General features: G+C 34.7%; 14 protein-coding genes. 1 reads left to right on the top strand and 13 read right to left on the bottom strand.

Annotated features, from left to right (window positions below; genetic code table 11):
* Window positions 1–309 (top strand): transposase (locus BLP81_RS13250; RefSeq protein WP_143002843.1); only part of this gene is annotated, 309 nt, incomplete at its 5' end.
* Window positions 310–920: 611 nt separating this feature from the next.
* Here BLP81_RS13250 and BLP81_RS13245 read toward each other — a convergent pair.
* The 13 genes from BLP81_RS13245 to BLP81_RS13175 all read right to left on the bottom strand — a co-directional run.
* A complete protein-coding gene (locus BLP81_RS13245) occupies window positions 921–1859 on the bottom strand; it encodes a glycosyltransferase family 2 protein (RefSeq protein ID WP_245686478.1) in 939 nt (312 codons plus the stop codon).
* Complete coding sequence (locus tag BLP81_RS13240; protein WP_093370382.1) at window positions 1849–2712, bottom strand: glycosyltransferase family 2 protein; 864 nt, start codon at window positions 2710–2712, stop codon at window positions 1849–1851. Before BLP81_RS13240 ends, BLP81_RS13245 begins: the two co-directional genes overlap by 11 nt.
* 8 nt (window positions 2713–2720) lie before the next feature.
* The gene (locus BLP81_RS13235; protein WP_093370377.1) at window positions 2721–4301 is read right to left on the bottom strand and encodes a hypothetical protein; all 1581 of its coding nucleotides are present in this window, start codon (window positions 4299–4301) and stop codon (window positions 2721–2723) included.
* Window positions 4301–5398, bottom strand: a complete 1098-nt coding sequence (locus BLP81_RS13230) for a DegT/DnrJ/EryC1/StrS family aminotransferase (RefSeq protein WP_093370372.1) — start codon at window positions 5396–5398, stop codon at window positions 4301–4303. The genes BLP81_RS13235 and BLP81_RS13230 overlap by 1 nt, the downstream gene beginning before the upstream one ends.
* Complete coding sequence (locus tag BLP81_RS13225) at window positions 5391–5942, bottom strand: acyltransferase (RefSeq protein WP_093370368.1); 552 nt, start codon at window positions 5940–5942, stop codon at window positions 5391–5393. The genes BLP81_RS13230 and BLP81_RS13225 overlap by 8 nt, the downstream gene beginning before the upstream one ends.
* On the bottom strand, window positions 5939–6364 hold the full coding sequence (locus BLP81_RS13220; RefSeq protein ID WP_093370365.1) for a sugar 3,4-ketoisomerase: 426 nt from the start codon (window positions 6362–6364) through the stop codon (window positions 5939–5941). Before BLP81_RS13220 ends, BLP81_RS13225 begins: the two co-directional genes overlap by 4 nt.
* Entirely contained in the window at window positions 6364–6765 is a 402-nt protein-coding gene (locus BLP81_RS13215; protein WP_093370362.1) for a sugar 3,4-ketoisomerase, read from the bottom strand. The genes BLP81_RS13220 and BLP81_RS13215 overlap by 1 nt, the downstream gene beginning before the upstream one ends.
* A complete protein-coding gene (locus BLP81_RS13210) occupies window positions 6762–7637 on the bottom strand; it encodes a sulfotransferase family protein (protein ID WP_093370359.1) in 876 nt (291 codons plus the stop codon). The genes BLP81_RS13215 and BLP81_RS13210 overlap by 4 nt, the downstream gene beginning before the upstream one ends.
* Entirely contained in the window at window positions 7630–8898 is a 1269-nt protein-coding gene (locus tag BLP81_RS13205) for an ABC transporter ATP-binding protein (RefSeq protein ID WP_093370356.1), read from the bottom strand. Before BLP81_RS13205 ends, BLP81_RS13210 begins: the two co-directional genes overlap by 8 nt.
* 202 nt (window positions 8899–9100) lie before the next feature.
* Window positions 9101–9463 carry a four helix bundle protein gene (locus BLP81_RS13200; protein WP_093370353.1) on the bottom strand — a complete coding sequence of 121 codons (363 nt, stop codon included), beginning with the start codon at window positions 9461–9463 and terminating at the stop codon, window positions 9101–9103.
* A gap of 315 nt (window positions 9464–9778) precedes the next feature.
* On the bottom strand, window positions 9779–10654 hold the full coding sequence (locus BLP81_RS13195) for an ABC transporter permease (protein ID WP_093370349.1): 876 nt from the start codon (window positions 10652–10654) through the stop codon (window positions 9779–9781).
* 624 nt (window positions 10655–11278) lie between these two features.
* Window positions 11279–11542: a hypothetical protein gene (locus BLP81_RS13180; protein ID WP_245686477.1), complete on the bottom strand. Its 264-nt coding sequence runs from the start codon at window positions 11540–11542 to the stop codon at window positions 11279–11281.
* An 873-nt stretch (window positions 11543–12415) separates the two neighbouring features.
* On the bottom strand, window positions 12416–12724 hold a 309-nt coding region (locus BLP81_RS13175), incomplete at its 5' end, for a transposase (RefSeq protein WP_143002843.1).

Here is a 12724-nt window from a genome sequence, read left to right as displayed (position 1 = left end):
GAAAAACAATCAGGTACATCTGTAAAGGGTAAACCGCGAATATCAAAAAAAGGAAATAGGCATCTTAGAAAATCATTGCATCTACCTTCTCTGTCATCCGTTAAGTATAATAAATCTCATAGAGAACTATATGCGAGAATAGTTGCCAAAAGCGGGATTAAAATGAAAGCACTGATAGCTGTTCAAAGAAAAATGCTAGAACTTATATTTATAGTAGATAAGAATAAAACTGAGTTTGACAATGATCACCAACAAAAAAGGACACTAGATGCAAATGCAGAAAGTATCCCTTTACAGACTAGCTTATAGCCGTCTTGAATAACAAAAATAATAAAATAAAAGAGAAAAACTCTTGTTAGTTAACACAGAATCTATCGGGGTTTTTGATTCTTTTTTTGGCAATGAAAAAAAGAATGAAAGCGTAATTTATTAGATATACTTTTAATTGATTCTAGACATTACTTCCTAGCAAGCTAAGATTCTTCTTTCACAAAAGGCGGAGATGTGAAGAATCTTTTTGTCGAAAAACAATGAAACGATAAGGCTTTAAAGATTCATCGTCGAAGCAAAAAAGCTTCTCTGTCTGAATGGCATTTTTCTCGATAGTTCTGCTGAATAAAAATAACTGTTTTGGATTCAGCTGTATAAATCACAACCTCTAAGTTATTTACTTTCAATCGCTTGCAAAACAAACGAGTAAATTCTTTATTTCTGCAAGTAAACTCTTATATCTCCATCCTTGTATGCTAAAGCTCCACTCTAAATTTACATGCGAATTGTAAATACAAAAAGATATGACATAGCTAAAACACCTCAACGAGTAAGGGAAGCCTACACTAGTACTTAGGCCTTAAATTTTTAGTTAGGTCTTTAAAAATTAAAAGGTTTAAGAATTAAGTAAAAAATAAGATTAAGAAACACTAAGAATTAACTTCAAGATAACTAGGCTGTTGCTTAGCATTCATCTCTACACTTTTTTTGATTTCCGGAATCACACGATCGATAAGTTGCAAGTAAGCCTTAAGCCCTTTAATGGCTTTTGAATTTTGGCGGAGTCTGGCTTTTAGTAACTGACGTTTTATTTTCTTTTTTTGCTTTAAAATCCTGCCTTCATCGGAGTCATTGATATTCCCATACATTAATTTCAGGCGTCGTTCCTGTATATCAAAATAGGCTTTGGAATAAAGCTCTACCTTGGGTTTAGTTCTATCTTCTCTATCGTGAATCATAAACGTCTTAGATAAGACTCCAATTTTAAAGCCATGATATGTTAAGCGCTGACAATAATTATCATCTTCCCCATAATGAAAAAAGATAGGATCGAAGCCACCTACTGTCATGAGACATTCTTTACTGATTAGCCAACCGGCAGCATTCACAAAAGGCAGGTCATAAACGTTTTGTAAAGGCCTTTCTAACACATGGTCTGAGTAAAAAGCAGGATTGGCATCAAACCTGACGTAGTTTGAAAAATTACGATCCAATCGCGTACGTTCTGCATTAATATGTATCGCACTCAAGATTCCGTATACTGAATGTTCCTTTTGAAATTGAACCAGTTGATCTAAAACATCATCTACCAAATACGCGTCCTGATTCAGCAAAAACACATGCTTAGCGCCCTGATTTAAAACATAACTGATGCCTTTGTTATTGGCTTGTCCGAAACCTAAATTTGTTTGCTCTTCAAATAATTTTATATCAGGATAATTTTTTTGAAGATGCTCCACCGTCTCATCACTAGACGCATTATCTACTACAACAACATCGAAGTTATTTAAGTCGATACTCCCCAGACATTTATCTATCCAGGGCATGGAGTTGTAGGTAACGATGATGATGTAGGTTTTATAGGACACGTCGTTTAATTTTTTTTAATAGTTGACCAAAAGAATTATACTTGAAAAAAAACTCTTTCTGGTATTTATAATTCAGTAACCAAAAGTAATCTTTATAAAGCAGTTGAGGATAAAGTTGGTAATCATTAATTTTGAGATTAGCGTTTTGAGCCGTTGCCTGAGCATTGTGCAATCTAAACTTCACTAAAGATTTATCTAGTATATAGATATCATAAGTTTTCAAAATACGATTCCAATACTCATAATCTAGTATTTGCTTTAAGCTTTCATCAAAGTAGCCTAGTTTATCAATTATTGACTTTCTAAACATCACAGCACTGGGTTCTCCTACTTTGTTTTTAGGCGTCTTTATAAAATCCTTTCTTTTAAAAAGTTTTTTAGTCAAAATTAGGTCACCAGGTGCATCTGAAATATGCTTCTGTAAATCTCCATAGGTGGCTAACCACTGCTTAGTTTTATCATCGTTATGCTTACTGATAATAAATTCTCTTTTCGAGGTCACAAGACCTATCTTAGGATTATTTTCTAAGACTGTATACATCTCCTCCAGACAAGCAGGCAGTAAGATATCGTCCTGAAATAAAAACTTAATATACTTACCCCTGGCCTGACGCATTGCATGATTCCAGTTGGCGCCTATTCCATCTGGCTTATGATGAAAAATCCTTACTGGAAAATTGCATTTTTCCTTAAATCTTTCTACTATCCTAAGCGTATCATCCTTAGAATCATCATCACTCACCACCACTTCAAAATCTCTAAAGGTTTGCCCCTTTATTGATTCCAAGGCCTCCTGAAGATATTCTGCCCCGTTGTAGGTTGGGATGATGATGGATACTTTGGGATTAGGCATCTGTTTGATTAAAATTTCAGTTTCTTTTTGACTTTCTTTAATACTGCTTTCGATGTATATAAAGGCTCGAACAAGAAACCTAAAGCTAAAATTTTTATGGCGTGATTTTTTGAAATAGATAATCTTGACTTTAGTAATTCTTCTAACAAAACTATAGAACTAGAATCTTTCGTATTGTACTCAAACCAATTTAAAGACTCCCGAGTCAATATCAAATTTTGTTTATCGTTTTGTTTGCTTTCATAATTACTTGCTATAATAGCTTTGTCTTTATAAATAAATTCCAGTTCCTTTCTCCAGCTTTTTAATGAAACTTTGTCTAAAAATTTAGGTATAATTTTATATACCTTTCTTTTATATTTTTTATTATATTTTTCATTTTCAATAAATTCAAAATACTCTTGCCTTGATTTAAATTGCTGAATTTCTATTATTTCGTGTGGAAACATATCATTAACCTCATTATGACATACTATTACACCAGTATAACTCAAAATAGGAGCTAGATTAAATGCTAAACCATTGTAAAAACCTAAACCTGTTGCGATAGGATAAGTATTGAGTATATAGTCTGATATTTGATAAAACTCTGTTGGATCTGTAACATTACCGAAAAGCTTCAATTTATTGGATAATAATTCATTTGGACAGTAATTGTAGAAGTGTTCTTCATTACATCCTATTATTATTAAGGTATATGAATTATTATTTTTTAAAAATTCGTTCCACTCCTTTAAAAAATTAATATTCTTGTATGGCTTAAACTTATATGATGAACCTATAGCCATAAATATTTTGTCAGAAATATTTATGGAGTGTTTCTTTTTAAGACAATTAGTATCTTCTTTACTTAAGATTTTTTCAGCTTTATTAATAAAAGGTAGCTCATAATCTTTAGGCCCTTGGACTCTATATTTTTTGGATTGTTGACAATGTTTTCTTGTATAACTTATTCTTTTATTACAAATAATATTACCTAAAGAGAACCTAAAATCGGAATGTACATAAAATATGATATCAATATTGTAGTTTTTTTTAAGAGAATCCCAGAATGCCAATGTTGGGATAACATCATGCATATGTTGATGAATAATTACTTTATCAAATCCTTGTTCAAAGACGAAAGATCTAAGTTGTGATGCTTTTTGAAAATAATCACCAGGATCTAATTTATAAGTTTTAGTATTTAAGGTAAGATTAAATTCTGCTCTTTGATTAGTTAATAAAACTTCATATTGATTATCTAAATCGTGCTTTATCCAATCTTGTACAACTCGCGTATGTCCTCCAACGTCATAAAATTCAGTAGCTAAATGAAGAATTTTATAGTTAGTTTGTTTATTCTTCTTTTTTTCAAAAACCAGTTGGTTATTGATAGTTTTTCTTCCTATCTCAATTAAAAGTTTCTCCAATTCATTTGAAGCTAATAAACCTATGTACTTTTTACTATATATTCCTGCTAATTTCTCAATTGAATTAATCGCCAGCTTGTATTTTTTCTTTTTTACTAAAGAAGTTATATATGACAGATATATTTTATGAACCAAAAAATTTAGCCTAATATAAAAGGCTGTTTTTCTAAATTTCATTAATAAGAATTTAAAGCTTTTACAACCTGATCTTGTTCCTCTCTTGAAATAATTGGACTTAGAGGTAAACTTAAGACTTCGTCATGTATTTGTTCAGTCAGTGGATATGACAATTGGTTCCATTCTGAAAAGGCTTCTTGCTTATGTGGTGGAATCGGGTAATGAATCACCGTTTGTATTCCCTTATCATTCAAATACTGCTGAAGCTGATCTCTTTCTGTACATCGAATCACATACAAGTGAAACACATGATCTTTAACTTCACTATCCCATTGAGGTAATTTGATCTTTGGATTTTCAATGTTTTGCTGATAATAGGTAGCAGCTTCCCGTCGTTTTATAATCTCTTTATCCAAATACTTAAGTTTGACATCAAGTATAGCTGCCTGCATTTCGTCCAGACGTGAATTTAAACCTTGTAATGAATTATGGTATTTTTTCTCACTACCATAATTGCCTAGTTGCTGAATAAGCTCAGCTAAATCTTTATCATTCGTGGTAACTGCACCTGCATCACCTAAAGCTCCTAAGTTTTTTCCCGGATAGAACGAAAAGCCTGCTGCTATCCCAAAATTTCCTGCTTTTTTACCTTCCTTATTTTTTGCTCCATGGGCCTGGGCGGCATCTTCTATTAAAAGTAAATCATGTTCTTTACAAAATCCACTCACATCTTCTGCAAGTTGTCCATATAGATGAACACTTAAAATGGCTTTGGTATTTGAGGTTAATTTTGATCTGATTCCTTCTAAATTCAAATTAAAAGTCACAGGATCGGGTTCAACTAATATTGGTTTGAGCTTATTCTCGGTTAGAGCAAGTATACTGGCGATATAAGTATTTGCAGGAACGATGACCTCATCTCCTTCTTGAAGTTTGTCCTGAATGATCAAAGCTCTAAAAATTAAGATTAAAGCATCCAAACCATTAGCAACACCAATGCAATGCTTTGTTCCACAATACTTAGCGAAATTGTTTTCAAAACTAGAAACAGCACTACCCTTAATATACCAGCCTGAATTTAAGACGCTATTAATAGCATCACTTATCTCCACCTGGTATTGCTCATTAATAGCTTTCAAGTCCAAAAACTTAACCATTATTCTTCAAGTTTTTGAGTCTATCGTTTTCATAGACAAACTTATTACCATGCTCATCTTCCAAATCTAAGGAAACCTTTCGCCCTGTTTCTGTAATATAACCAATCGGCTTAGCGGGATTTCCAACCACAAGCTGATAAGGCTTTACATCTTCAGTGACAACAGAACCAGCTCCAATCATAGCATAACTTCCAATATTAAGATTAGGTAGTATTGTGGCATTTGCACCAATAGAGGCGTAGTCATCAATTTTGGTTTTCAAAAATTGATCAGGATAAGCCTTAGATCTTGGTAACTTATCATTAGTAAAAGTCACATTTGGCCCTATAAATACATTATTCCCCACTCTGGTACCATCCCATAATTGAACCCCAGGTTTTATGGTAACATTATCACCAACCTGTACATCATTTTCTATAAAAACGTTCATATTAATATTGCAGTTGGAACCAATTTTTGCTCCTTTCAAAATAACCACAAACTGCCAGACTGTGGTATTGTTTCCTATATTTGAAGTTTGCACCTCTGCTAAAGAATGAATCATTTTTTATTGTTTAAACTTAGAAATTCATTATAGTCTCTGATATAATCATTTTCATCATATTCATGAGAAGTCAATACTAAACAAATAGATGCAGAGCTGAAGTTTTGTTCAGATGCCCAAATACCAGGAGGTATATGCAATCCTAAAAATGGCTGATTTAAAAACACTGTTCGTTTTGCATTTCCATCATCCAAAAGAACTTCAAAAGCCCCCGTTAGAGGTATTAATAATTGATGGCATTTTTTGTGAGCATGTGCACCTCTTGATTTTCCTGCGGGAATATCATATAAATAAAAAAGCCGTTTTACAGCAAAGGGCAGGTCGTTTTTGATATTTTCAATAACAGTAATACTACCTGATATGGCGTTCAACCGAGGTAAATGCAAAAGACTACAATCATATATGGAAGCTTTATCGTGCATTACAACAAATATTTATTAATGTCTCTAATATAATCGTCTTCATCATATTCTGAATCTGAAATATGAAGAAGAATTGTATTAGTAGCAAAATTTTCAAGATGTCGCCATACATTTGGGGGTATGAAAACTCCTTTGTCAGCTCGATTTAATGTTATTTTTTCCTTTGCGTTATCTTTATTAGTTACTATTAAATCAGCACTTCCAGACACTACGCAAATTACTTCATTTTGAGCTTTATAAGCGTGGCCACCCCTTTTAGAATGAGTCTTCAAATCATAGGTCCAAAAAATGCGTTGCAATTCAAAAGGCAGTCCTACATTTTTTTGCAGAAATGTAAGATCTCCTCTTTTGTCAGTAATTTTAGGGAGATCAATAACTTTGACATGCTCAATTTTCGTCATAAATATTTATTAACTGTTTCCCATTCTGGAAAATATAAATTCATTTCCTCTAGTTTTATCAAATCTTTTTTTAAAAAATTAAAAACAAATTCTTCATCTTTTAAATTGAATTTTATGGGTTTGATTTTTTTATTAAATATAAAGGAATCGCTTATTATATTAGTATTTATTTTTCTCTCTAGTATTTTTAATTTTGTAGGAATTCTTTTCCTGATACGAGAAACTTTAGGTGTTTTATTTTTTAATTCTTTTTCTACTTTAATATTTTCAATTTCTAAATGATTAAATATTTCATTCATAACGACTTCGAATTCAGATCTTAGTCTTTCTAAAGATGTTATATAAATATTCTTAGAATCAAAGACTTTATAACACCTTTTTAGCTGTTTAGCATACATTGAAAATTCTATATAATTTTTATAATTACCTTTTATATGTTTTGTAGGATAGAATTTGGAAGAGTTTTCTAGCAATAGTTCTTTTCGAAAACCTTTTTGTTCATAACCAAGCATTTTCAGCCAATTATAGTGACTAAAAATACGCTCGATTGGATCTCTTGCAATAATTATAATCTTGGCTTGTTTATGATCTCTTTTTATTCTACTTAAAGCCTTATCCGATATTAAGTAAATTGTACTTCCGTCTGGTACATATTTATAGTTTTCTGAATTCGAGTATAAATTATTAAAATTGAAAGGTTCGTTTGAATTGAATCTACTTAGATATCTTTCATCAAATGCGTAAGTATGAGGTTCTTTTATCTTTGGTCTAAAAATTTCAGGATGCTGGCATAAGTAATCAAACAAACTACTCGTCCCACTTTTAGGAAATCCTGGTATTATTAAATTAGGACTTTTTTTATTACTATTCATTTTTTTTCAATTGCCATTCTAATTCTTGATATATTGTGCCTGGCATACGTTTATTATGCTTTATATCTTTACCAAGGTTGACACTAAATGAAACTATATTTTCTAAATTAGCAACTGCGTATCTTTTATTTATACCAAATATAAGACTTACATAATAGCTACCGGAATTTAGAAGTTTTTTTGGTGCACCAGCAGTTACTGTATAAGTTCCAACTAAGGAATCTTGGTTCTCAAAAATCAATGTTCCGTCTGAAAATACTACTGATTCATCTTGATTGCTTACGCTAATCGTGGTTCCTAGAGTCGAATTTTCAATTTTGCTTTTAAAAGTATAAGATATACGTATTTCATCATCAATAAATAAATTGCTTTCATCATTTTCATTCATTACACTTATACTTAATAGCTTAATTTTATCATTTCCTGGGGCTTCTTCTTCATTCCAGCTCAGATTACTTCCTATATCTTGATTTTGAGATAAATAATAATCCACACTCTCTTCCGCTGTTCCTTCAAACACAGAAGTGCCATTCTCCAAAACAATTCCTCGTGTACACAAAGACTTGACCGCGGCCATGTTATGGCTGACAAACAGAACCGTTCTGCCGTCGTTGCCCGAGATGTCTTTCATTTTACCAATGGCTTTTTTCTGGAATTCAGCATCACCTACGGCCAGGACCTCATCTACGACCAGAATATCCGGTTCCAAATGCGCTGCCACCGCAAAGGCCAAACGCACCCGCATTCCCGAGGAATAGCGCTTCACCGGCGTATCCACATATAGTTCGCAACCCGAAAAGTTGATAATTTCTTCTTCCTTAGCTTTGATTTCAGCTTTGGTCATCCCCAGAATGGCGCCGTTCAAATAAATATTCTCACGACCTGTCAGTTCCGGATGAAAACCTGTGCCCACTTCCAAAAGCGAGGCAATACGGCCTTTAGTTTTGATCTTGCCCGTGGTGGGCATGGTCACTCGGGATAAAATCTTCAGCAAAGTAGATTTACCCGCCCCGTTTTTTCCAATAATCCCCAGCACGTCCCCATCATACACATCAAAATTAATATCCCGCAAGGCCCAGACGTAGTCGGTTTCGGCCTTCTTGCTGCGGTCGTTCTCCGCCCCTATCTTCAAATACGGATCTTCCTTCCCCCGCACACTCGCCCACCAGCGGTTGATATCGTGACTCAAAGTCCCCGTCCCTACCACCCCGAGGCGGTATTGTTTGGAAATGTTTTGGGCGGTTAGTATAACTTTATTCATTTTCTTAATCGTGAATTGTTTTTTCGTGAGTCGTTATCCGTGATTCGTGAGTCGTTGTCTGTGAATCGTTTTCCGTGAATCGTGAGTTGTTGTCTGTGAATCGAGACTCGTGAGTCGTTGTCAGTTATTCGTTATACGTAATTTGACTATTCACTAATCACAGTATATCATTCACTGCTCACTATTCACTAATCACTGTTCACTAATCACTGGTAATATTTTTCCTCTTTATATAATTTCTAAATCCAAATATTAATTTTCGTGTATTCATTATTTGTTCTTCAAATGTAATAGAATTTTTAAAGTAATTCTGTTCAACAGCGATCAAGTATTGAGTTTCTAGTTCAGCTAAAGATCCTAAACTGATCGCTAAAAACCTTAAAAGTTCTTTATCCGAGTCTCTTCCAGCACCTTCAGAAATATTTGAAGGAATTGAAATAGCCGATCTCAAAAACTGAGATTTTAATATAAAATTTTCTTCTCTTGGTAGTTGGTCCGCTAAATTATAGGCCATAGAGGTCAGTTTCATGGCTTGCTTCCAAACATCTAACTCTTTATGATCCATACTTATAAATTTATTTTAGTGATTTGTTGTCCGTGATTCGTTTTCCGTGAATTGTTTTCCGTGAATCGTTGTCAGTGAATCGTGAGTCGCATTTTGTCTGATCACTGCTTACTATTCACTAGTCACTAATTACTATTCACTACTCATTATTTACTAATCACTGTTTACCGCTCACTATACACTGTTATCTATTCACTGATCTCCACTCACTATACACTATTCACTGATATCCATTCACTACTCACTGTTCACTACTCACTGTTCACTATCAAACCGTCAACTGTAAACCGATAACCGTTAACCGCGCTTTCAGCGCTACACCGTATCAATAAAATTCTTCTCCGTCCGGTTAAAAATCGCCAGTCCGATGAAGAACACGACTAAAGAAAAGCCCAACGCATAGAAAAAGCCCCACCAGGTGAACAGTCCGGTATCCAGCGTCATATAACGGAAGCCTTCTATAATCTGTGCTAATGGGTTGTACTTAAATACCCAGAAATATTCGGGTTTCTTTTCTAAAATTTCGGTGAGTGGAAAAGGCACGGCCGACAAATACATGAGTAACTGAACACCAAAAGTAACAAGAACGCTTAAGTCTCTATACTTCGTGGTCATGGCCGATAAAATCATACCCAGCCCCAAGCCTGTTGTCCCCATGATAAAGACATAGGCAGGAAAGAGAATTAAATTGGCATTTGGACTGATGTCTCGCCCAGAGGCTACAAAATAGATATAAAAGCCCGCGAAAATACTCAGTTGTATCGCTAACTTTAATAAGTTGGAAATGGTCACCGACATCGGCATAATGACCCGAGGGAAATATACCTTTCCAAAAATACCTGCGTTTTTGGTAAATGTTCCCGAAGTTCCCGTGAGACACTCTCGAAAATATGTCCAGGCGGTAATCCCGGCTAAGTTAAACAGGAAGCTAGGCACCTGTCCGGTCTGAATGTTCGCCACATTATTAAACACCAGCGTAAAAATCACCGAGGTAAACAGCGGCTGTATCAAAAACCAGAGTGGGCCCAACACCGTTTGCTTATAGACGGTGACAATATCGCGTTTGACGAATAAAATCAGTAGATCTTTATACCGCCAGATCTCTTTAAAATTGAAGTCCAGAAGTTTCTTCTCAGAGCTTATTTCGTAAAGCCAATCCGAATCCTGAATCGTATTCTTGTCGTTATTCATAAAGCTGTTGGTTAGCTAACTTAACTTTAGGTGGAAACTAAATCCATATTATCAGACCCAGTCCCCATATAACCTGAAGGAGATGAAGCCCTCATTTATAATTAGCAGCAAATCTACATGTTTTTGGGGAAAATCGGTTGTCTGTTGTCGGTTTTCGGTTGTCGGTTGCCTGCCTGCGTTTCTTGGAAGGCAGGTCGGTGAGTTGGTTGTCGGTTGCCTGCCTGCGGTCCTTGGAAGGCAGGCCTGTCGTGCCTCTGGCAGGCAGGTTTCCTTGGCAAAGGTAGGTTGTTGGGCGGAAACAAAAGGTGCTAATAAACAAATCAAAACCGTGTCACAAGAATATCTTATTTGAGATTTAACTGATTCGGATCTTGTCGGTTATCCCAAAATGAAACTATTTCAATGGTATCATTTTTTATTTTATAGAAAATTAAATAGGCTTTCATAGGTATAACCGTGTTTTCTTATTTGACGTTAATCGACCTATGAATTCGCTTTTTGACAAGGTTTTTAAGACGTCTTCAGTTTCATCGATAAGTTTTAAACTGTAGGTAACAGATTTATTTCTTTCCCTATAAAATTCAAGACTACCTCGAAACTGCGCTTTAGCCAGATCTGACCAAATTATTTTTTTAAGAGCCATTCTTTCATCTCAGAAATTACAGCTTCGTGACTTGAAGACCCTCCGCTTTTAATTTGTTTCCTGCCTTTTGAAATCGCCTCTTTTTGTTCGGATGATAATTGATATAATTCCTGTTCGGATGTATCAAATAGGGTCTGAAGTGCCTTTAAGAAATCTAAATCTTTAGAGCTCTCAATTCTTGAAATTAAGTTATTTTTAATTTGAGAAGTCACATCCATTTTAATCCAATTTTTAAGATCAATCAAAAATAAGGATTTTTCTCCAATTTTATCCATATTAGGGCTGAAGATGGTGAACTGGAGGGGTTAGGTGTTAGGGTCTAGCCAGTAGCCTGCCTGCGCCTGCCTGTCGTGCCTCTGGCAGGCAGGTTTCCTTGGTAAAGGCAGATTGGTGAGTAAGATTTGAAATAAATTGCGAGCTGGTGGCTGAGTGTCCCGACTTTTGCGTCGGGATGTATCGAAGCTACCATGGGTTATAAGCTTTCCGTTGTCTGTTCGAGCTTGCCTGCGGTCCTTGGAAGGCAGGTCGGTGAGTCGGTGAGTTGGTGGCTGAGTGTCCCGACTTTTGCGTCGGGACGTATCGAAGCTACCATCAGTTATCGGGTGTCGGGTGTTAGTAAAATTTTGAATTTTGAATTCTAAATTTATAATTACTCGTTACTCGTTACTCATCACTACTCACTCAAGTAAAAGCATAACAAGATTTAACTTCGATATTTTGTATTCAGTATTGAGTATTCAACTGGTGGACTGGCAGTATTTAGTTGGTGGACTGGAGGGATTAGGAAATTTGAAATAATTTGTGAATGTAAATTAGTGGCTTGAAAATAATCGCAATCATAAAAAACGACCTACTTTTTATGGATGTAAAAAACCGAAGAATGAGGTTCATGAACACTTAATCAAATGCAACGGGGGTGAACTAAAACAAAAAAGTGGTGAAGAAAGGACAAAGGAGCAAAGCGCGAGTGAAACGGTTTGCTTTGCGTGGGGGAGACGCTTTTGTAGTTTTTAAAGACATAAAAATAAGCCTAGACCTTTTTGGTTCTCCCGATAGATTCTGTGTTAACTAACAAGAGTTTTTCTCTTTTATTTTATTATTTTTGTTATTCAAGACGGCTATAAGCTAGTCTGTAAAGGGATACTTTCTGCATTTGCATCTAGTGTCCTTTTTTGTTGGTGATCATTGTCAAACTCAGTTTTATTCTTATCTACTATAAATATAAGTTCTAGCATTTTTCTTTGAACAGCTATCAGTGCTTTCATTTTAATCCCGCTTTTGGCAACTATTCTCGCATATAGTTCTCTATGAGATTTATTATACTTAACGGATGACAGAGAAGGTAGATGCAATGATTTTCTAAGATGCCTATTTCCTTTTTTTGATATTCGCGGTTTACCCTTTACAGATGTACCTGATTGTTTTTC

Source organism: Psychroflexus sediminis (assembly GCF_900099815.1).
Classification (GTDB): Bacteria; Bacteroidota; Bacteroidia; order Flavobacteriales; family Flavobacteriaceae; genus Psychroflexus; species Psychroflexus sediminis.
Note: the sequence above shows the minus strand (reverse complement) of the source record. Positions and strands in the feature narration are given on the sequence as shown.